The sequence below is a fragment of the Leptolyngbya sp. CCNP1308 genome, from assembly GCF_034932455.1.
Classification (GTDB): domain Bacteria; phylum Cyanobacteriota; class Cyanobacteriia; order Phormidesmidales; family Phormidesmidaceae; genus Nodosilinea.
The window spans coordinates 19858-41658 of record NZ_JAYGIH010000081.1 but is presented as its reverse complement, the minus strand read 5'-3'; the positions used below and the strand labels follow the sequence as shown (position 1 = coordinate 41658).

The 21801-nt window shown below is 57.7% G+C and carries 17 protein-coding genes; 6 read left to right on the top strand and 11 right to left on the bottom strand.

The annotated features are described in order from the left end of the window. The first annotated feature begins 83 nt into the window (after nucleotides 1–83). The 5 genes from VB780_RS24530 to VB780_RS24510 all read left to right on the top strand — a co-directional run bounded on the left by VB780_RS24530 (nucleotide 84) and on the right by VB780_RS24510 (nucleotide 5183). On the top strand, nucleotides 84–2543 hold the full coding sequence (locus VB780_RS24530) for a TonB-dependent siderophore receptor (RefSeq protein ID WP_323353812.1): 2460 nt from the start codon (nucleotides 84–86) through the stop codon (nucleotides 2541–2543). Then, entirely contained in the window at nucleotides 2531–3568 is a 1038-nt protein-coding gene (locus VB780_RS24525) for an iron-siderophore ABC transporter substrate-binding protein (RefSeq protein WP_323353811.1), read from the top strand. The genes VB780_RS24530 and VB780_RS24525 overlap by 13 nt, the downstream gene beginning before the upstream one ends. A gap of 315 nt (nucleotides 3569–3883) precedes the next feature. Then, nucleotides 3884–4291 (top strand): DUF1636 domain-containing protein, encoded by a 408-nt coding sequence (locus tag VB780_RS24520; protein ID WP_323353810.1) that lies wholly within the window; start codon nucleotides 3884–3886, stop codon nucleotides 4289–4291. Nucleotides 4292–4360: 69 nt separating this feature from the next. Continuing rightward, on the top strand, nucleotides 4361–4936 hold the full coding sequence (locus VB780_RS24515) for an ATP-binding cassette domain-containing protein (protein WP_323353820.1): 576 nt from the start codon (nucleotides 4361–4363) through the stop codon (nucleotides 4934–4936). Next, complete coding sequence (locus tag VB780_RS24510; RefSeq protein WP_323353819.1) at nucleotides 4884–5183, top strand: hypothetical protein; 300 nt, start codon at nucleotides 4884–4886, stop codon at nucleotides 5181–5183. The genes VB780_RS24515 and VB780_RS24510 overlap by 53 nt, the downstream gene beginning before the upstream one ends. 54 nt (nucleotides 5184–5237) lie before the next feature. Here the strand turns inward: VB780_RS24510 and VB780_RS24505 are convergent, their stop codons facing one another. The 3 genes from VB780_RS24505 to VB780_RS24495 form a co-directional block, all read right to left on the bottom strand. Beyond that, on the bottom strand, nucleotides 5238–6314 hold the full coding sequence (locus VB780_RS24505) for an iron ABC transporter permease (RefSeq protein ID WP_323353809.1): 1077 nt from the start codon (nucleotides 6312–6314) through the stop codon (nucleotides 5238–5240). Nucleotides 6315–6464: 150 nt separating this feature from the next. After that, entirely contained in the window at nucleotides 6465–7481 is a 1017-nt protein-coding gene (locus VB780_RS24500) for an iron ABC transporter permease (RefSeq protein WP_323353808.1), read from the bottom strand. A 785-nt stretch (nucleotides 7482–8266) separates the two neighbouring features. Next, the gene (locus tag VB780_RS24495) at nucleotides 8267–10123 is read right to left on the bottom strand and encodes an ABC transporter ATP-binding protein (protein ID WP_323353807.1); all 1857 of its coding nucleotides are present in this window, start codon (nucleotides 10121–10123) and stop codon (nucleotides 8267–8269) included. 332 nt (nucleotides 10124–10455) lie between these two features. On the opposite strand from VB780_RS24495, the gene VB780_RS24490 reads away from it, so the two are divergent. Then, complete coding sequence (locus tag VB780_RS24490; protein ID WP_323353806.1) at nucleotides 10456–10914, top strand: TspO/MBR family protein; 459 nt, start codon at nucleotides 10456–10458, stop codon at nucleotides 10912–10914. A 19-nt stretch (nucleotides 10915–10933) separates the two neighbouring features. Here VB780_RS24490 and VB780_RS24485 read toward each other — a convergent pair whose 3' ends face one another. The 8 genes from VB780_RS24485 to VB780_RS24450 all read right to left on the bottom strand — a co-directional run bounded on the left by VB780_RS24485 (nucleotide 10934) and on the right by VB780_RS24450 (nucleotide 21720). Beyond that, nucleotides 10934–11305, bottom strand: coding sequence for a DUF1636 domain-containing protein (locus VB780_RS24485; protein ID WP_323353805.1), 372 nt, complete (start codon nucleotides 11303–11305; stop codon nucleotides 10934–10936). Nucleotides 11306–11307: 2 nt separating this feature from the next. Further along, nucleotides 11308–12369 (bottom strand): iron-siderophore ABC transporter substrate-binding protein, encoded by a 1062-nt coding sequence (locus VB780_RS24480; RefSeq protein WP_323353804.1) that lies wholly within the window; start codon nucleotides 12367–12369, stop codon nucleotides 11308–11310. A gap of 39 nt (nucleotides 12370–12408) precedes the next feature. Further along, the gene (locus VB780_RS24475; RefSeq protein ID WP_323353803.1) at nucleotides 12409–14901 is read right to left on the bottom strand and encodes a TonB-dependent siderophore receptor; all 2493 of its coding nucleotides are present in this window, start codon (nucleotides 14899–14901) and stop codon (nucleotides 12409–12411) included. A gap of 163 nt (nucleotides 14902–15064) precedes the next feature. Continuing rightward, nucleotides 15065–15601: a Uma2 family endonuclease gene (locus tag VB780_RS24470; protein WP_323353802.1), complete on the bottom strand. Its 537-nt coding sequence runs from the start codon at nucleotides 15599–15601 to the stop codon at nucleotides 15065–15067. Nucleotides 15602–15679: 78 nt separating this feature from the next. After that, complete coding sequence (locus VB780_RS24465; protein ID WP_323353801.1) at nucleotides 15680–16624, bottom strand: AraC family transcriptional regulator; 945 nt, start codon at nucleotides 16622–16624, stop codon at nucleotides 15680–15682. Nucleotides 16625–16790: 166 nt separating this feature from the next. Next, nucleotides 16791–17774 (bottom strand): ABC transporter substrate-binding protein, encoded by a 984-nt coding sequence (locus VB780_RS24460; RefSeq protein WP_323353800.1) that lies wholly within the window; start codon nucleotides 17772–17774, stop codon nucleotides 16791–16793. 244 nt (nucleotides 17775–18018) lie between these two features. Next, nucleotides 18019–20604, bottom strand: coding sequence for a TonB-dependent receptor domain-containing protein (locus VB780_RS24455; protein WP_323353799.1), 2586 nt, complete (start codon nucleotides 20602–20604; stop codon nucleotides 18019–18021). A gap of 138 nt (nucleotides 20605–20742) precedes the next feature. Continuing rightward, on the bottom strand, nucleotides 20743–21720 hold the full coding sequence (locus VB780_RS24450; RefSeq protein ID WP_323353798.1) for an AraC family transcriptional regulator: 978 nt from the start codon (nucleotides 21718–21720) through the stop codon (nucleotides 20743–20745). Nucleotides 21721–21801: the final 81 nt, after the last annotated feature.

The window sequence follows — 21801 nt, the reverse complement described above, 5'->3', positions numbered from 1 at the left end:
CCCCGCCCTCTCTACACTCAGGTCTACGTAAATAAGAATCTTTTTCAATTAAAGGTTCGCTAGCTGGTGTGTGAGGACGTGAGATGACCATGACAAAGCTGGGGCTAATTGCGGCGTTAAGCCTGGGGGGTAGCGGTATCGTACTGTCGCTACCGGGGATGGCCCAGGAGGCCGACGGGCTGGTCCAAACCGAAACCTCGCTGGTGCAAATTACTGGAGTACGGATTGAAACCAGCGAGGCTGGGTTAAATCTGGTGTTTGACACCGCCGGGGGTACCTTGGCGGCTCCAGCGACGCAGATCGTCGGTAACGCTTTGGTCTCCGACATCCCTAATGCGGTATTGGCCCTACCCGGGGGGGAGAGCTTCGAGCAGTTTGCCCCGGCTGAGGGGATTGCCCTGGTGGCAGTGACGAACGAACCGGGGGATACGGTGCGGGTGGCGATTACGGGCACCGATGCGCCGCCTGCGATCGCCGTTACCGCCACCGGCTTAGCGGTCACTCTCGGAGCCACCCCCGCCGGCACCGAGGATGACGCGATTCAAGTCGTGGTCACCGGGGAGCAAGATGAGGGCTACAACCCGTCGAGTGCCTCGGCGGCGACCCGCACCGAAACCCCCCTGCGAGACATTCCCCAATCCATTCAGGTGATTCCCCAAGAAATCATCCGCGATCAGCAGGCTCCCAACCTCACCGAAGTGCTGAGAAATGTGGGTATCACCCAGGGCGTCAACCCCTCGGGGCGGGGCGCGTTCTCGCTGCCGGTGATTCGAGGCTTCGACAGCAGCGACAACGTCGTGCGCGACGGGCTGGCCGATCCCACCTCCCGGTTTGCCGGCCCCGATCTGTCTAACATCGAGCGGGTGGAGGTGCTGCGGGGGCCAGCCTCGGTGCTTTACGGTCAAAGCGTCCCCGGCGGCACCATCAATCTAGTGACGGAAAAGCCGCTGAGCGAGCCCACCTACTCAGTCGGCTTTTCTGCCGGAAATTACAACTTCTATCGCGGCGATGTTGACCTGTCTGGCCCGCTCAACGAAGAACGGACAGTGCTGTATCGCTTGAATTTGGCTGCCCAAACCACGGAAAGCTTCGTCGATTTCTTCGATCGGCAGCAGTACCAGATTGCCCCAGCGTTGAGCTGGCAGATTAGCGATCGCACCGCCCTCAATCTCTCCGGCGAATACCTCTATCGGCCCAGCGTTGCCGCTCAGGTGGGCCTGCCCGTTGAGGGCAGCATTTTGCCCAACCCCAACGGCGAACTTTCCCGCAGCCTCAATGTCTCTGGCCCCTTTGGCGAAACCGACTACAATATCTACCGAGTCGGCTACAGCCTCGACCACCGCTTTAGCGACACCTGGTCGCTGCGCAATGCCTTTAGGTATTCAGACGTGCAGCGCGATAACCGCCTCGCCGCCTTTGGTACGTCACTAGCCGCCGATGGCCGCACCCTGACTCTCGATCGAAGTACGGGGTCTGATACCGAGCAGTTTTATAATTTCGATACCTACGCCGTCGGCGAGTTTGCCACCGGCTCGCTTCAGCATCAGCTGGTGGCAGGCATCAACCTCACCCGGCAATACTACAGTTTTGGTGGTGGCAGTCTCGCCCCCAGCACGATCGATATTTTCAATCCCGTCTATGAGCAGCCCTCGGGGCCGATCGATCCTGACTCTCTCTATGGGGGCAATAGCGCCACCAATGCCCTCGGTCTCTACGTACAAGACCAGGTCGAACTGCTGGATAATCTCAACCTTTTGGTGGGGCTGCGGTTTGATACCTTTGAGCAAACCAGCGCAAATTTTATTACCGATACCGACCAACGGCGATCGGGCAGCGCCTTTAGCCCCAGGGTGGGCCTGGTTTATCAACCCGTTGACCCGATTTCGCTCTACGCCAGCTACAGCCGGTCGTTTTTGCCAGTAGCGGGGGCAACATTTAGCGGTGAACTCTTTGACCCAGAGCGCAGCACTCAGTACGAGGTTGGGGTCAAAGCAGATATCACCAATCGCTTGTCTGCATCGCTGGCGCTGTACCAACTCACCCGCTCTAATGTGGAAACCGACGACCCGGTTAATTTGGGATTTTCGATTCAGACCGGTGAACAGCGCAGCCGAGGAATTGAGCTGAACCTGGCCGGTGAAATTTTGCCGGGATGGAACATCATTGGAGCCTACGCCTATACTAACGCCGTCATCACCGAAGACAACAACTTGCCCGAAGGCAATCAGCTGCGCCTGGTGCCTAACCATATCTTCAATGTGTGGTCAACCTATGAACTGCAAGAGGGCGATCTGCGCGGGTTGGGCTTTGGGCTGGGGCTGGTCTTAGTGGGCGATCGCCCCGGCGACTTCGCCAATTCGTTTGTGCTGCCCAGCTATTTACGCACGGATGCGGCGGTGTTTTACAACCGCGATCGCCTGCGCCTGGCCCTCAATGTTAGAAACCTTTTTGACGTCGAGTATTTTGAAACCGCCAGCAACCGCCTCAATGTCTTTCCGGGCGATCCATTGACTATCGTAGGGAGCGTTTCATGGGAATTTTGACCTATCGGCCAGCTCGAAAAGTACGCCGCCTGCTCACTTTCTTCGCGCTAGGAATTTTAGGAATTTTACTGGCTACCGCCTGCGCCAAAAATTCGCAGCCTGATCTACAAAGCGCTGCTACCGATGCTCCAGCAGCGTGCAGAACCTTTCAGCATCAGTTTGGTGAAACCGAAATTTGCGGACAGCCTACAAGAATCATTGCCTTTGATCCACCGGCTCTTGACATGCTGCTGTCGCTGGATATTCAGCCTGTCGGTTTGGCCGGGGCTAAAGCCAACGGCTATGACCAAGACCAAACAGTGGAAGGGGCACCGCAGCTCGGGGCTGAAATTGACGGGGTGAGCTATTTTGGCGATCGCCTCACCAGTCGCCCGATCTACGTTGGTACCCTACACACCCCTTCCCTTGAAGCAATTTTGGCGTTGAAGCCCGATCTCATTGTTGGCCGATACGTGAATGAAGCGCAGTACGCAACCATGTCAAAAGTTGCTCCTGTTTTGCCCTTAAATACCGATCAAACCGATTGGCAGCAAGACTTTTTGGTTCTAGCTGAGACGCTAGATCGCACCCCTCAGGCCCAGCAGGTGGTGGAGCGCTACGAGCAAAAAATAGCCGCCGCCAAAACGGCTCTCAACCCCGTTAATCAAAATGCCACCGCCCTCATTCTTGACATGATCGACCTAGGGCAAATTACCGTGCTCACCACCGACAATTACATGGGGGTTTTGTTAGAGAAACTGGGCTTTCAGCTCATGGTGCCCGATTCGCCAGCCTCTAGTGTGGGCATAGCCCCCATCTCGGTCGAATCTTTACCCCAGATGACACCTGACCTGATCATGGTGCTCGAACGCGGCAGTCTGAGCGCACCCATTAAACGGCAGTGGGCGACAAACCCCATCTTGCAATCTGTTAAAAACCAAGCCAAACACCTTGTATTTGCTGATTTTTACCTTTGGGCAACGTTAGAAGGGCCAATCGGCGCTGAATACATGATTGACGATCTACAAGCCCAGCTATCTTCCTAAGAGGGCGTTTGAAAAGTGATTTGCTGTAGTTTTAGTCACCTGCCGATCCCCCCTGCCCCCCTTAAAAAGGGGGGTAAAAGTCCCCCTTTTTAAGGGGGATTTAGGGGGATCTCCACTTTTGCTACAAGAAATAGGACTTTTCAAACATCCTCTAAGCTCGACTTTATCCATTTGCTAGAACCCTTACACGGCGCTGGCTCTGGCAGGCCGGATTTTCTCTAGACTTTTCAGCATGTCAGTCAAATATGGCATGTCTGAAAAAGTTTGGCTCTCCGACTGCGATCCAGGCACCGCCGAAAATGGCTCCAATTTCAAATGGATAAAGTCGAGCTAAGGGTGATAATTAGCATGGCGAAAGTGAGTTTATTTGTCTGTCAATCCTGTCGTCAGTCTTCCGCGAAGCAATATGCTGATCAGCCGACTGATGGCACACAGTTGCTCGATCAACTCAATTTAATAAGTATTGAAAAAATACAATCGAATAACCTTGAAGTCAAGCCCGTCAGTTGCTTGTGGGTTTGCGATCGCCCCTGTGCCGTCGCCTTCTCTGCTCCCACCAAACCCACCTACCTATTCACCACATTACCAACCGATGAAACTGCTCCTGCCCTACTTCAGTTTAGCCACCTCTATCTCAACAGCACCACAGGCGATATCCCCTGGAAACAGTTTCCTGCTGTGTTGCAGTCAACCAATATTGCCAAGATTCCACCAGCCGAATAAAAGGCAGTGCCCCCCTCACAACCCGCTACAAAATCAACACCAGCGTTCCTGCTAACACCAACATCGTCGGTGCGCCGGGTAATGGGGCTGCTGGATACGGCGATCGTCATTCCCCAGGGAGATCGCGCCCTGCCGCTAAAAACCGTCCAGGGAGACGTGCTGTTTGACCAGGTGACTTTTGCCTATAGCGATCGCCATCCCGTGCTCAAAGACCTGTCGCTGCACATTCCCGCTGGGGCCACCATCGGCATTGTCGGGGCCACGGGCTCGGGCAAAAGTACGCTGGTCAAGCTGCTGCTGCGCTTCTATGAGGTTGGCCAGGGGCAGATTGCAATTGACGTGCAAGATATTCGCAACCTCAACCTGGGGGATCTGCGCTGCTGCATCGGCTGGGTGAGTCAGGATGTGTTTTTGTTCCACGGTACGGTGGTGGAAAACATTGCCTACGGCAGCTTTGAGGCCACTCGCGATCAGATTATCCACGCCGCTAAGCAGGCGGAGGCTCACGAGTTTATCCAGGAATTGCCCCAGGGTTACGACACCATCGTGGGCGAGCGAGGACAGAAGCTCTCAAGGGGGGCAGCGGCAGCGCCTGGCGATCGCCCGTGCCATTCTCAAAGATCCGCCGATTCTGGTGCTGGATGAAGCCACCTCAGCGGTGGATAACGAAACTGAGGCAGCGATTCAGCGATCGCTGGCGGTGATTACCCAGGGGAGGACGACCATTGCGATCGCCCACCGCCTCTCCACCGTTCGCCAGGCCGACTGCATCTATGTAATGGATCGAGGGCAAATCGTAGAGCAGGGCACCCACAATGAACTGCTGGAGCAGGGCGGCATCTATGCGGGACTCTGGCGGGTGCAGTCGGGGGTGGGGGCGATCATAGTTTGATCTGCTCAACCAAAATCCCTGGATTTTAGAAAAAACCTAGGGATCTTTAGCCTCTCAGCGATTGCGATGGCCCCTTTGGGCCGATCCCTGACCATCGCGATACAGCAGCCACAAAAAGTAGGGCGCGCCGATTACCGCTGTAATCACCCCGCAGGGTAGCTCGATGGGGGCAAAGGCCAGCCGCCCCACCAGATCGGCCAGCTCCACAATGCAGGCTCCGGTCAGCGCCGCTACCGGAATCAGCCCCGCGTGGGATGGCCCCACCAGCTGTCGCCCCAGGTGCGGAGCCATCAGGCCAACAAACCCGATGGTGCCTGCGGTAGCGACCGACGCCCCCGCCAGAGCTACGGTGCAGAGCAGCAGCAGGCTGCGAGTCCATTCCACCCGGCTGCCCAACCCCTGGGCGAGGTTATCGCCTAGGTTGAGGGTGTCGAGATCCCTCGCCAGTACCAAAGTCAGGGGCAGAAATATCACCAGCCAGGGCAGCAGCGGCCACAGGTGCTCCCAACTGCGCCCGTAGACGCTGCCGGTGAGCCACACCAGCGCCTGGCTGACATCGTAGATATTGCCGAAGGTGATCATCAAACTGGTGAAGGCCCCGGTCAGCGAAGTCAGACCAATGCCAACGAGAATCAGGCGCATGGGCGAGCTGCCGCCGTTCCAGGCCAGCAGGTAGATGGCGATCGCCGCCCCCAGCCCGCCCAAAAATGCGGCCAGCGGTAGCCACCCCACCGCCACCTGCGGGAACAGCACAATCAGCGCCACCGCCACCAAACTGGCTCCTGAATTAATGCCGATGATTTCTGGAGCCGCCAGCGGGTTGCGGGTCAGCCCTTGCAAAATCGTTCCCGCCGTCGCCAGCCCCATACCCACCAGCAGCGCCACCAGGGCGCGGGGCAAGCGCAACGTATTCACCACAAAGGCATAGTCAGGGCTGGCCGGAAACCCCAGGATGGTTTTGACCACCTCCAGCGGCGGCACCGGGTACTCTCCCTGGCTGACGTTGAAGATTAGGGAGAGTAGGGCGATCGCCACCAGCGCCACCAGCACCGCAGGCACCCGGCGATCAATCCGCAAAGAGACAGGGAATTGGCGGGGCCGAAGAGAAAGCCAGGGTTTGGTGGAGGGCATGGGGAGTGGATGGGTGGATGGGTAGATGGGTAGATGGGTAGATGGCGCGTAGGGTGCATCCGCGCAGCGATGCACCGTCTGCCCAACGCGAGAATTTTTGTCAGGTCATGACCTTCGTAGGGTGGGCACCGCCCACCATCAACCTGCGCCTCACCGCTTAATCTTCGACCTGGCCAAATAAATAAAGAACGGTGCCCCCACCAGCGCCGTCATAATCCCCACGGGCAGCTCCTGGGGGCGAATTACCAGGCGGGCGGCGGTGTCGGCCACAGAGAGCAAAATCGCTCCAGCGACCATGGAGTAAGGCAAAATCCAGCGGTAGTCAACGCCGACCGCAAACCGGACGATATGGGGCACCACCAGGCCAACAAAGCCAATGGGGCCGGCCAGGGCCACAGCGCTGCCCGCTAGCAGAACGACGGCGATCGCAGATCCCACCTTTACCCAGGCTGTCTGCAATCCCAATCCCTGGGCTACGTCTTCGCCCAGGCTCATCAGCGTCAGCTGTCGCCCCAGGGCCAGGGAAGCGGCTAGCCCCACGGCGATATAGGGCAGCACCGGCAGCATGGTGGCGATATCTTGCCCCGCCAGCGACCCGGCCAGCCAAAAGCGAATTTCATCTAGGGTGCGCTGGCTGAGGATGAGAATGCCCGTGGTCAGGGAGCTAAGCAGGTAGGACAGCGCCGCTCCGGCAATTACCAGCTTGAGCGGCGTCAGGCCGCTGCGACCCATGGAGCCCAGCCAGTAGACGGTGACCGCTGCGATCGCAGCCCCCCCAAAGGCAAACCCCACATAGCTGCCGCCGCTGCCCCGCCAAAACACCGCCAGCACCATCGCCAGCGCCGCCCCCACGTTGATGCCCAAAATGTCGGGGGCCGCCAGGGGATTGCGCGTTAGCCCCTGGGTAATGGCTCCGGCCACCGCCAGCGCCGCCCCCACCACCACCGCCAAAATCGCCCTCGGCAGCCGCACCGTGCGAATGATCAGGTGCTCGGTAGAGCCATCAAATTGAACGATCGACTGCCATACGGTGCCAGGGGCAATATCCGCTGCCCCCAAAAGAATGCTCACCAGCAGGCAGCCGAGCAGGACTAGCCCACCCAGGCCCAGGCCCAGCCACAGGAGCGGGCCTTTGAGCGGTTGAGTTGAGCCTAGGGTTGCAGACACAGCTAAATCAAACTAGATAAGAATTATTCCTATGAATCTTAGCCCTAGGGTGAGCCTTGGGGCAAGGGCAACAGCGTTAGTCCACCAAACAGTCAAATCCAATTTGCTAGTCTTTTGCAGCCAAACCCCAGCTAAGTAGGCAGGCGCAATTAAATATAAGTCGATGTAGATTGGGTTGAGGCACGAAACCCAACGCCCGTACGGGTTACGCGATCGCTAACCCATCCTATTTTTGAATTAGCCCACCCACTTATGATTGCTGGCAGCTACAGTCCATAGTTGGTGTCCCCGGTTGCATCGCCCTGCTTTCTCAGGGGATGTTTGAAAAGTCCTATTTCTTGTAGCAAAAGTGGAGATCCCCCTAAATCCCCCTTAAAAAGGGGGACTTTTGACCCCCCTTTTTAAGGGGGGCAAGGGGGGATCCAGCAGGGACTAAAGCTACATCAAATCACTTTTCAAACGTCCTCTCAGGTGCTTGTTAAGAATTGATTTCATTAGTCTGATACGCTGACTCGTTGTCGGTATTGCGTGGAGCAATGCCAACAGCGGCGATGCAGCGAGCCAATTACAGGACTAAACCCAAGGTGCTAGCTAACACCAACGTCTTGCTCACCATGACCTGAATCGTTAACGGTTCACCCAAAGACAAAACAGACAGCAACCTGATTGACTGCCAAAAGTTACCATCTGGTTGGCGTTGAGCGAAACCCAACATCGTCTATTCGCCCAAACAATCCCCCAGGCGATCAGGCTTGTTCTTTGGCCATTGTGGTTGAACCTCAAAATTACAGCGACTTTACAGCCTCTATGCGCCCATTCTCTAAAAACAGAATTTGATCGGCGCGATGGAGCACTGAGGGGCGATGGGAGACGACCAGGCAGGTGGGGGGAAGGGGTGGATGGGTAGATGGGTAGATGGGTGGATGAGTGGATGGGTCAAACAATTGCTCCCACAGTTGTTGTTCGGTCTCGACATCCAAAGCGCTGGAGAGGTCGTCGAACAGCATTAAGGCGGGCTGGCGCAGCAGCATGCGGGCGGCGGCGGCCCGTTGTTTTTGTCCACCAGAAAGACGAAAGCCGCGAGTGCCAATTAGGGTCTCTAGCCCCTCGGGCAGGTTGGCAAGATCTTGGTCAAAAATGGCGGTGGCGATCGCCCGATCAAGCTGTTCCTGATCCACGGTGTCCTTCAGCCCCAGCAGCAGATTCTCTCGTAGTGAGGCGCTGAAAAGCTGGGGAATTTGCGGCGTATAGGCGGCCTGGGGCGGCACCAAGAAATTCGCTGGGTCAAGAATCGGCTGATCATTCCAATACAGCCCGCCAGACTGCCTGGGCAAAAGACCGAGCAGCACTCGCAGCAGCGTGGTTTTGCCCGCGCCCACTTGGCCGGTAATCACTGTCAAACTGCCCGCTTTCAGGCTAAAGCTAATATCGCTGATGCCCCCACCGCCAGGATAGCGGTAGGTCAACCCTTCAACTCGCAGCTCGTGGAGTGGTTCGGATGCGCTGGGGCTCCCCGGCAGGTTTTTGACCATCGCGTTAGCCATCGACGGCAGCGCTGGTTCTGGGCCAAGGATGGGTTTGAGGTGGAGGGGGTGGGGGTGGGTGAGGGGGCCGGCGGGTCGGCGGGTCGGTGGGTAGGACTCATCCACTCGTCCACTCATCCACTCATCCACTCCAACTAGCTTCCCCATGCGCTCAAAGGAGACTTCGCTCTGCTTGGTGACGGCAATAAAGCCGCCGAGGAAGGCGAGAAAGTAGGTGACAAACGATAGGTAATAGACAAATAGGGCAAAGTCGCCCACGGTGAGGTCGCCCTGGGCACCGAGGCTCTGGGAGGCGACCAGCAAAATGAGCCCGGTGCCGATGCTGACGATGTTTTCAAAGCCGGAGTTGAGGATGGCGCTGAACACCTGGTCGCGCACCATCAGGTCACGGCGGCGATCGCACCGTTCCCGCAGTTCCTCCAACATTTGGGCCTCAGCCCCGGCGACTTTGACGGCCTGTACGGCGGTGAACAGTTCGCCAATCAGCCCGGTGACCCGCTGGGTGGCTTGGCGGCTGGCGCGGCGGTAGCGTTTGAGGCGGTGCTCGGCCTGGTGGGCGAGGAGGGCGATCGCACAGAGGGGCAAAAACACCAGCAGCGTCATCGTCGGGTTGACGCTGATCAGCAGTGCCACGGAACCCACGGCAAACACCCCGGCGGCAAAGATCTCGTTGGTGCCCACCACCACATCCTCAATCTGCGCCGCATCGTCGCGAAAGTAGCTGAGAATTTCGCCAGGGGAGGCATTTTGGCCGTTGGCCCCGCCTGTGGCTAGCTCGGCCCCAGGACGCTTGAGCAGCTCTAACAGTAGATTGTGCCGCACTAAACCACTGATCAAAAACCGATGCTGGGTCTTGGTGATGCGCCCCACAAAAATTGCCACCACCCGCGCCAGCCCCACCGCCAGCAGCAGACCAATCCACAGCCAGGGCGAGGCTTCAAAGCGAGACTCCCCAGTCAGGGTGTCAAAAAATTCGCGAATGATCAGCCCCGGCACCGCAGGCAAGCCAAGGATGAACAGCCACAGCAGGGTATCGACCCAGTAGAGCCGCTGGGCGTAATGGATGAGCTGCCAGAGCAGGTGGGTGATAGGGGGCATGGGAGGGGAAATGGGTATCGAGTGCAAGGTCGAATGCCGACCCTTAACCCCCAAACCGTAAACCTTATACCCTCTCGCCAGGGGCCTGAGACGGATTTTTTTGGTTGCTCAACGGAGTTTCTGGGGAGAACTGCTGCCGGTTTTTAAGATGTGCAAAGTTGTGAGGGTAAGAAGCTTAATTTTTGCGATCGCATCCCCCGACGGCAATGGGCATACTGTCGGGCAAACAAAAGACAGGCTAGAATGTCGTCCGTTTCTTAAGTTGTGTCATGGGTAAGATGTCGCGGTGGCGCTGGTCTGGTTTAGTTTAAGCAGACCCTGTGAGGTGCGTGATGTTTCCAGCCTGGTTAGTCATTGCGGTGGTGGGGGTGGCGATCGCCTCTGCTTCCAGCCTGCTCAGCTCTCGCGATATCAAATGGTTTAAGCGGCAGCGTCGCCCCGACTGGCTTACCTTTGAGTTTGCCATTCCGGTCGTGTGGACGGTGGTGTTTATCTGCGGCGGCTGGTCGGCCTACATCGTTTGGCGGCAAACCCAGAGCTGGTGGTTTATGGCAGGGTACATCTTGCTAGAGCTATTGATTGTCAGCTATACCCCGGTGATGTGCAAGTTGCAAAATTTGCGCGTGGGCACGGCGATCGGGGCGGCGGGGTTTGTATTTGGGCTGCTGCTGGCCTGGCAAGTGGCACAGATAGACACGACAGCATTCTTCTTGCTGCTGCCCTACCTGCTGTGGAGCCCGGTGGGCACGCTGATTACCTGGCAAATGGAACAGCTCAATCCAGGCCAGTAACCGAGGGGAGTTGACTTACTCAAGGCGCAGGCGGAATACGGGCAATTCTGTGAGACTGAAGCTCCTTGGGCAACCTATTGGCCGAGACCATGCCGTCTTTGCTGTCGAGATATAGCTCAGCGGCGGTGAGCAGGTCGGCGGCGCAGGTGGTGGGGTCGAGGTCGGCAAAGAGATAGGTGGGTTTGCCGGTGCCCACATAGGCGATCGCGCAGGGCTGTTCACAAATGCACAGGCACCCGGTAGTCGCGATCGCCAGTTTCTCTTTGCGATGCCACTGCTCGTACAGGGCTTGCAGATGCTTGATTAAATGAGCCCCGCCCGTTTCGCCATCGCGCTTCTCTTCATCGGCGGTAAAGCCGCAGCTTTCACAGACAATCAACTGGTCTGGCACGGTTACGAGTCCTCCACAAGATACTTGAACAGGTCATCGAGGACGGCGTTGGCGGCGATCGGGCCATCCCCAATCCAGTAGGGAGGGACTTCATAAACCTGCCCATTTTGAACCGCACTTAATGTAGACCATAGCGGATCAGCTACTAAATTTTCTTGCTGACTCTGAGCCTGCTGGGCAATGTCATCTTGAAATCCGTAGGTCCAGAGAAAGATGGCGTCACCATCGGCATCGGGCATTTTTTCTCGACTGATCGTGTACTGAATTGGATTGTCAAACAAAGTGCTGGCTTCCGCTGCGGTCAAATCTTGGGCAGGGGGACGAGCCAGTCCGGCATCGGCCACCACCGTTCCACAGAATGAGTCTTTAAGGTACAGATTCACATAGCTGGGATACACCCGCACAATTGATACGTCAATTTCAGCCGCACGGTCCCCCATTCGTGCTTTAAATTCCTCTGTCCGGGCATAGTAATCGTCCATAACCTGATGGGCTTCGGCTGTCTTGCCAAGCGCCTCTGCAAAGCTCATAAAAAACTCTTTCCACTGCCCACTGTGCTCGTAGGCAATCAAGACTGTGGGGGCAATTTTAGATAAGGCACCGTAATTAGCTGAGACATAATCTGCGCCAATAATGAAGTCTGGCTTGAGGGTCAAGATCTTTTCGATGTTGGGGGCATCGTTGCCGCCTACGTCTTCAATATCATCGAGCATGTCGCTGAGGTGAATGTCTTGAGCAGTTAACCAGTCACTACCGATCGGTTTAATGCCTAAGCTCAAGGCATAATCTAAAGCACCCAAAACAACAACGCGCTGAGGGTTGTTGGGCACACAGGTTTCGCCTCTGGCATGGCGAATGACTCGACAGTCGGCACTGGCGATTCCGGGACGGATACTCGTTCCGAGTCGGTTCCCGAACGCTTCGCGAATTGCACCATTTTGAGTGGAGGTATTGGGGGTACAAGCGCTGCCTAGGATGACGACAACGAGACATGTAAACAATCCCAAAACAATCGATCGCCATCTTTTAATTCCTAGATTAACCCAGGGTAATTGTCGAGTCATTCTGTAACCATGCATGGGCATCAACTAACGCTCAAAATCCTAAAAATCAACCGAGACTGAACCAACAATGCTGAAAGGCTCCCCCGGCTCGATCGCCACCCGGCCAAAGTTGTTAGAGCTGAAATAGCGCACGTTAAACAGATTCTGCACATTGATGGCAGCCCGCCAATTGTTGCGCCGGTAAAACACCGCCGCATCGGTGCGCAGATAGCTGGGCAGGTCGAAAGTGTCTTCAAAATCTCCGGCGCGATCGCCGATATAAAACACCCCGGCCCCAAAGCCTAGCCCTTGCAGATCGCCGCTCTGAATTTCGTAGGTGCTCCACAGGCTAGCGGTGTGGTTGGGCACGTTTTGTACCCGGCTCCCTGGGGGCAGGCCAAAATACTCTTCGGTATAGGCAGAGTCAATATAGCCATAGGACGCAATCACATTCCAACCGGGGAGAACTTCACCCGCTAGGTTTAGATCAATGCCTCGGCTGCGCTGCTCAGCAATGGGAATGCTGAAATCGGGGTTGTCGGGGTCGGTAGTGGCCAGGTTGGTTTTGGTGATGTTGTAGGCGGCGAGGGAAGCGGTTAGGCGATCAGTGATGGCCGCCTGAACGCCCACCTCGTACTGGGTACCCCGCTCTGGCTCTAGAAAGCTGCCATCGACGCTGGTGCCAAAGTTGGGCTGAAACGATCGCGCAAAGTTGGCATAGAGCGAAATCGGCTCGATCGGCTGATAGACCACGCCGACGGTGGGCGTAAACGCCGTGACATCCTGACCAGAATCTTCACCCGTTTGGTTGTTGCGGCTATTTTGCGAAACTACATCAAACCGTCCACCGACAACCACGATCAGGTTGTCCAAAATTTGGATCTGATCCTGCATAAAGAGGCCAAGGGCGTTAGTGCGATCGCTGTTGTTCCGCACCTCATTCGTCAGGGCGCTGAGGGCAGGGCGCTCAACGACGTTGTAGATCGGGTTGAAGATATCAAGACTGGGCGTCAACCCACCGGGCAGCCGCCGCTGGGTGCCACCGGAGGTCTGTCGCCGCAGATCTAGCCCAATTAAAAGGTCGTGCTCAACCGAGCCGGTAAAAAAGTTGCCTAGCACATCGGTTTGCAGCGAGTAGATCTCAGAACGGTCGTCGTTAGAGCGAAAGTTGCGGGTCAAAATGCCGGTGGCCTCGTCCAGGGCTACTGGCTCGGCCCGGTAGTCAAAGCTGTCGGTTGACAGTAGCCGAAACTGGTTGCGCACCTGCCAACTGTCGTTAAATTCGTGCTCCAGACGGTATCCAGCCCCATATTCCCGCACCCGGCTGACATCGTTGGGCTCGCCAAAAATGCGGCTGAGCGGGGTGTCTACAATGCCCCGCCCAAAGGCCAAAAACCCTCGGTCAAAGGGGCGTTCGTCGTTGCGGTAGGTGGCGTCTAGATTGAGAGTAGTGGCATCGCTGAGACGAAACTCCAGCGAAGGCGCGGCAAAAAAGCGGTTGATGGTTTGGTCGAAGTCGCGGAAGCCATTGGCCCGTTCGTAAGCTCCGTTAAAGCGGTAGAGAATAGTGCGATCGTCATTCAGCGGCCCAGTCAAATCGACCGTGGGGCGAACAAACCCGTAGCTGCCCGCCTGAAGATCTAAGCTATAGAACGGCTCCGCTAAGGGTCGCTTGGTGACCAGATTAATGATGCCGCTGGGCTGGGTGTTGCCAAACAGCACCGAGGCTGGCCCTCGCAGCACCTCAATGCGCTCCACATTGGCGGTTTCGGCAAACCCCGAGGTGTCGCCCCTAAACCCATCAACAAAAATACCGTCCGTAAAAAAGCCGCGAATATTGAGCTGGTCGGTGGTGCTGCCAAAGCCACCATCCTGCACCACGCTGCTGACGTTGCGCACGGCATCGGTCACTCGGGTAATGCCCTGATCCTCCAGCACCTGCTCAGGAATGATTTGAATCGTGCGCGGTGTGTCGCGCAGGGGCGTATCGGTACGAGTTGCTGAGGTGGCATTGCTTGGCGCGTAGCCCTCATCGCCCTCCCCTGTCACCCCAATGCGAATGACTTCTTCTTCCCCAGAGGCCAAGCTTAGCCCTGGTGTAACGCCCAGCACCAGCCCGGTTGCCCCAGTGCTCACATTCACCGCTGGCGGCCCATCGCTGCCGGTAATCGACACCCGAACTCGATTCCCAGGCTCATTGGTCACGCTCACCAGGGCAATGCCTTCGGCGGGGCCAAACTGCTCAAAACTCTCGCCCTCCGGCAGGGCGAGCACTGCATCAGGAATCTCGGCCACCAGGGCGTTGCCCACCACCGAAGTTGTTGGTTCCCCCAGCGCCCCAGCCGCGTCTAGCACCAGCCGCAACCCTTCACCCTCGACCTCCACCCGCACGCCGGTAATCTGTGTCGCCGCCTGGGCCAAATCGAGATCTGTCGCCTGGCCGCTGGGCGGCACCGCTTCTACCAAAGACAACGCCGTTTCGGCCCGAGCCGCCATCGGCACCAGCGCCAGCCATCCCGCTAACAACACCAACCCTTGCAATCGAACGCCCATCACACCACCTGTTAACGCGTTGAGAACAATGCCCTGACTGCCCGTGGCCCCGGACAATCAGGAATACTTCTCAACAAGATACAGGTCAGTGGAAGTCGCTAAAGCGAGGAATGATCCCTAGGCGGAGTTTTTGCGATCAGATGTGGGAGTTTTTCTGCTGGCTCTACTCAAATACTGGCGACCACAGCTCTGCGATCGGCACTTCCCAGCCCGGCAGCACATCCGGGACAGTCAACAGCTCGCCATCGCGCAGCATGACGGGGGCCTGACTAAGGCGGTAAACGGTGACAGTGTGATCGTCCGGGTTGACCAAAATGCCAACCGCAGTGCCCTGAGCCAAAAACTCGTCAATTTTTGCCCGCAACTCCTCCACAGAGTCGGTGGGAGACTTGACCTCCACCATGAGATCCGGCGGAATTGTGGCATAGCCACGGGGAGCTTGGGGTAGGCGATCGGCCCGCACAAAGGCAACATCGGGAGCGCGGGTATTGGCGAGGTTGAAGCCAGCACTAGAGCCTGTCACCCGTCCCAGCTGCCGAGGTTCTACCCAGTTCCACAACTTGCCGCCAACCCGGAAGGCTACCTCATCTGACTCATAGCCCGAAGGACTCATGACAATAATCTTTCCATCGACCAGTTCCAATCGATAGTCCGAGTGCTGCGCTTGCAGGGTCTCTAAGTCTTTGACAGTGAGTGCCATGGTACCTCCAACCCGATATCCACCTGTCTTTATTATGGGATTGTTTGGGCAAGGCAGGTCGAACAGTTAACCGTGCTCTTACGCCCGCTTCCCCCGCGCATACATCCCTGGATTCACGCCGTACTTGCGGCGAAAGGCGGCAGCAAAGTGGCCCCGGCTGGCAAAGCCTACGGCCTCGGCGGCGGCGGTGACGCTGAGATCGCCCGATTCGAGCAGCTGGCGCGATCGCTCTAGGCGGTGCTCGTGCAGGTAGCCAAACACGGTGGTGCCAAACACCTGACGAAAGCCCACCTTGAGCTTGTGATCGTTGATGCCCACGGCCCGCGCCAGCTCAATCAGCGAAGGGGGATGGGTGAGCTGGCGGCGCAGCAACTTGCTGGCGTAGTGGATGCGCTCTACATCGTCGGGTTTGAGGGCCGGTGGGCCAACGTTGTCGGGCGTTGTTTGCAGATCTTCAATCAACAGCGCCATCAGCTCCCACACTTTGCTTTCTAGGTAGAGCCGCTGGGTTAGCCCTTGAAATGGACAGTGCAAAATCGCCTGCACCGCCATTTGCATCGCCGCCGTCGGGGAACCCGAGCGCTCCAGGTAGCGCTGATCGGCGGGGCGCAGGAGGTCTAGCACCGGACGATCGTCGATCAAGTCTCCAATCCACTGCTGAAATAGGGACGGCTCAATATGGACATTGACGCCCATAATCCGCCGCTGGCCGGGAACTCGCCAGACCTCTGCCGGGGCTAGCCCACTGCCGAAAAAGTCGTAGCGCTGACGGCTTTTGCCGCCGATTTGCACTTGCTCAAAGGTGAATTCGAGCGGATGGGTGCGATCGCAGTGCTGAATCTCTAAATCATCGTTCAGCCAGACATCCTCGATACAGAGATCGATCCCCTCGCGCAGCGCCACGTAGCGCTGTTGCCCCTGTCCCAGTGTGGCCGGATAAGTCGTCACGTGGCCCTCGGGGGCGGTAGTGGTGGTCTCATCGAGCCAGTTCGCGTAGTCAGATTGGGACAGGGTAATGGACATGACGACGGGTAGAACAACGGCATAACAAAAAAGGGGATGCCCAAAAGCCGTATGGCCCCTTTAAGGCATCCCCTTGGCAAACTACATCCAAGTCATTAGATGTCAGAGAGGATTGAATAATCCTACCCTTAATTGGCAATGATTCTCAATACTAAGAGGATGGATGTTAGCTATCGGATGTCAGATGGGCCATAATCGCGTTCAAAAGATGGCTAAGCGATCGCGTGCCAGTGGTTAGCCCGCCCACCTCGGCGTCGCTCAGATCGTAGAGTTGCCCAGCTTTCACCGCCGTTAGGTTGCCCCACACGGCATCTTGGGCCAGGGTTGCCCGTAGGTCGGGGGCGGGGTCTGGCACCAGCACAAAAATCACGTCTGGATCAACCTGTAGAATGTGCTCGGTGGAAAATACGGCCCAGTTGATGGCGCTGGGGGTGCGATCGCCCAAAGACCAGGGATAGTCCACCAGTTCTGCCAGGGTAGAGCCCACTAACGATTCACGGGTGGCGACATAAAAGGTGCCCTGGGTGCCGTTGGTGACCAGCACGGTGCGATCGCGTTGAGCCTGATCTTGGTGAGCTGCCAGGCGATCGCGAAAGGTTTGAGCGGCAACCTCAGCGGCGGCGGCGCGATCGGTGAGTTGGCCAACCTGGTGCAGATTGGCGATCGCCTGCTCAGCGCTGCTCACTTCCAGCAAAAACAAGGGTGCGATCGGGGCCAGGGTGGCCCGCAGGCCATCGACTTGGCCCCGGTAGCCGATGATCAGATCGGGGCGCAAAGCCAGCAGCGCTTCGAGGTTGGGCTCTGGGCCACCGACAATAGCTATTTGAGAGGCGGCCTCACCAAAGTAAATCGGGCTTTTGGCCCAGTCAGCCAGCCGGGGATGCCCCACCGCCAGGGGCACAAGATCTAGCTCAGCCAAAATATCGATGCAGCTCAGGTGCAGGCAGACAATGCGCTCGGCGGGCTGGGGCAGGGTTACCGTTGTCTCCGAGGCATCGGCCAGAGCAATCGCTGGCTCTGGGGTGGTCACTTTTCCCGTAGGGGGCGGCTGGCAGGCGGTGAGCCACAGCCCCATGGCTAGGGCTAACGGCGAGCAGCGACGATGGAACCGCTGACGGTGCGGGGATCGGGTAGATGTGGGAGTCGGCATAGTTATCGTTGGGCTGAAATCGCTAGGGCAAGGGAGAAACCCGGTTTCTGCGGCGTATGCACTGAGATGGGTGGTCACCAGCGACATAGAAACCGGGTTTTTGGTGGTCAATGGCAACCCAGAAAAACGGATTCGGTAGTATACGAAATCCGCATTGAAAATCCCCAATTCAAAACAGGAATCTCGTAGGAGCATTGCACTGCAATGTCCCTACAAACCGGGTGCAACCTGATAGGATTCGGTATTAAAACTGCACCCGGTAGCCAACGCGGAAGGTGCGGCCTTCTCCGGCGGCGTTAAAAGTTTCGTTAAAGCCGCTGAGAAACTGAGACTGCGCCGGAAAATATTGGGTGTTAAACAGGTTTTGCACACCCACTTGCAGGGTGCCAGGCCCTACAGCCACCTGGCTAACCAAATCCACCACAAAATAGTCTGTGATGCCGACACTATCCACCCCCTGGGCAAAGGCGCGATCGCGGCTGCCCGAATACAACGCCTGAATGCGGTTGCGCCAGCCAGGCAGGGTTTCGTTCTCCAGGTAGGCGGTGAGCTTGAGGGGTTGAATGCGAAAGGTCGAGATTGGCAGATAATCGCCCGTATCACTTTCGTCGTTTTCTCCCTCCGTCCAGCCCAGGGTGCCTCCTAGGCTCCAGGTATCAGCCAGCTGCCAATCTACCGTGGCCTCTACGCCATAGATACGCTCCGGGGCTCGCACCAGTTGGGACACGCCGCCGACAAAGGCATAGTCTTCGCCCAGGGCAGAGGTGTTGTAGAAGGCGGCTAGGGAGGTCTGCACACCAGGCCAGTTGCCTCGCAGGCCAATTTCGTAGTTGTTTACCGTCACCGGTTCGGTCAGACGCAGACTATCGCCCACATTGACAAACCCAGCGGGTGGGCTGCGCAGCACTCCGCCAAAGGTGGGGACCGAGAAGCCCTGGGCAAAGCTGGCAAAAGCGGTGAGTTCGGGGGTGATATCGTAGCTGGTGCCCAGGTTGAACACCGTGGCATCAAAATTCTGATTGCCGCCGGTAATGGCATCGCCAAAGAACGTGGTGTAGTCGTTGACCCGCAGGCCAATGCGCTCGTGGCGCAGGCCCCCGCTCAGCCGAAGGCGATCGCTGACATCCCACTGCACCTGGGCAAACAGACCCAATTGCTCCAGACCGTAGGGAGGCACAAAGGTGCGTTCGCCCACCTTTTGCAGCGTATTGCGGGTGTCGAAGGCCACCGGGTCAAAGATTTCAAAGGGGGCAACGTTGTTCTCATCCACATAGTCCAACCCCCACAGCAGGCTGGCGGCTCCGGCATCCCAGAGGGGCGTTTCGACCTGCACCTGGGCACCCCACTTGTCGCCCGTAGCCCGCTGGCGGCCAATCACGTCAAAGAAACCGCCTCGAAAGTCGCTAAAGCCGACAATGGAGGTGTAGTCGCGGTAGTAGAGGTTGGCCTGGAGACGGCTGCCCCAGAGGTTGTCGTGGTTGTAGCTTAGCCCGGCGGTCAAGCTGCGATCGCCCGCCAGATCGGTGCCCTCTCGCCCTAGGTTAACTGCCAGCGGACGGGCCTTTTGCACGCCCGGTTCCTGGTTCACCGCCGGATCGGACAAAAACGCTGTGTCTTGGCGGCCATCGTAGAAGCTGAGGGTCAACCGCAGCTGTTGATCGGCGGCGAAGCGGTAGCCCATGGAGCCTAAAAAGGCGTAGGACGTGGCGTCGATCACCCCGCCGCCGCTGGTTTCGGGAATGCGATCGCCCTCGGCATCAAAGGCGGCTCCGGTCTGCTGCCGCCGCAGCGAAAACACATAGTCCACCTCGCCGTCGTCGCCCGACACCCCCAGCTGCAAGCCATGGCCAAAGCTGTCGCCCAGGTTGCGAAAACTGCTGTCGATCTCGGGGGCGATCGTCACCTGCATCGGGGTGTTGGCCGGGGCGCGGGTGATGATATTGATCACCCCCCCGGTGGCCTGGCTGCCGTATACCGCCGTGGGGCCGCGCACCACCTCCACCCGCTCCACGATGCTGGGGTCGAGAGCTCGCAGCTCGCGATCGAGCCCATAGTTTGAGGTCAGGGGAATGCCATTGAACAGAATGGTAGTGCTGCGCCCCCGCAGGTTTTGCACAATTGACCGGGGCGTAGCCACACTCGGCGGCGGCCCAAACCCTGGCACCAAGTTGCCTAAAATATCGCGAAAGTCAGTGGTCAAGGCCGACTGCTGCTCGATATCGTCGCGGGTAAGCACCGTCACTGATCGCGGTAAGTCCTGAAGATCTTCTTCTGTTCTCGTCGCGCTGACGACGATCTGTAGCCCTTCATCGGTTGCTGTTACCGTCGAACCCGCTACGCCGGGCTGTAGGGTCAGAGTCAGCCCCGCCGCCGTGGCGCGGGTCGCCACCGTAGGCGGCCCATCGGTGCCCGTAACTGCCACCTGCACCCGGTTGTCGGGCAGGGCGGTGACGCTGACCAGGGCAATGCCTGCCGCCGGGCCAAACTGCTCAAAAGCCTCTCCACCGGGCAATTGCAGCACCGCATTGGGAATTTCGACCAGCAGCGCATTCCCGGCAGTAGTAATGGTAGTGGGCGCTGCCAACTCCCCCGCCGCTGTCTCTAACACCACTTCAACCCCAGCCTCCGTAGACTCAAGGCGGACTGCCGTAATCTGAATCGGGGTCTCCCCTTGCTGAGCCATCTCTAAGGACGCTGCTGGCGGCGGCTCGCTGGGGAGCAGACTCTCCGCGATCGCACTATTGGCCCAGAGCGGCAGCGCGATCGCACCACCCGCCATCAATCTCACCAGCACCCGATGATCCGGTCGCTGAACCTGTCGTGAACCCATTGTCCGTCTCTCCTCATACCGAATGCAGCAAATGAATGGCTTACCAATCATTTGCTAGGAACTATTCTCAAGAACATATCGGTAAAGGGGGAGCGCGATCGCCCCAAGGCGGATCGTTTTGGGCCTCAGGCGGATTTTTCAACTCCGGCTATAGGCCTTCGGGTTGACGCCAAACTGCTTGCGAAAGGCGGCGGCGAAGCGGCTCTGGTTGGCGTAGCCTACGGATTGGGCTACTTCTTTCACGTTGAAGCGGCGGCTGTGGAGCAGGTGGCGGGCCGTCTCCATGCGGTGCTGGTGCAGGTAGCCAAACACCGTGGTGCCAAACACCTGCTTAAAGCCCACCTTGAGCTTGTAGTCGTTAAGGTTAACCCGACGGGCCAACTCAAGCAGGGTGGGTGGATTATCCAACTGGTCGATGAGGATTTTTTGGGCGGCATAGATGCGATCGCGATCGTCGGCGCTAAGGGGCCTGAGATCTTTGGCCTGGGGAGGTTCTGTACTCAACTGCTCTAGCTTCAGGGCAACTAGCTCCAGGCATTTGGCCTCCAAAAAAATGCGCCGGGTCTGGCCTTGAAACGGGCAGCGCCAGAGTTGCTCTAGCACGAGCCGCATGGCCGGAGTAATCACATTGATATCATTCACCCAGGGGGCACTACCCGCATCCACTGGTTGGCTAGGTGGGGACAGATTTGCAATGCCATGGGCCAGCAGTTGCCCAATCTCGTGGTCAGGATCAATGTGCAAATCGACTTTGAGTACGGGGTCATTTGCGTAGTCCAGTTGCCGCCGGGGTGGTTCAACGGGGCGCGTGCCCCACTCCAAAAAGTTCTCCCCCGTGCGTTTGCCGCTGCGATTGCCGGAGAGATTAAAGCCCACCTCGTAGCTGTCTGATACATCTGCTGCTGCCGCGATCAGGCACACATCCTCATGGAGTTGATAGTCGAACAGACACAGATCAATGCCCCGCAGCTGAATTTGCTGCACATAGCCCTGGCCCAGACGGGGCGGCACAATCTTACGCATTTCGGTCGAATTCTCGCGATCGCTCCCTCCCTGCGGAGGATTGGCGGCTTGCCAGAGTTCGTCGTAGTCGGTAGCAGAGAGCGTAATGGCCATAGCAAAGGGGCAAGAGGGAACAGCGTCTTGCAGCGGCTTCTAATGAGAGTAGTTCTCAAATGTATCAGAATCTGAGCTAGT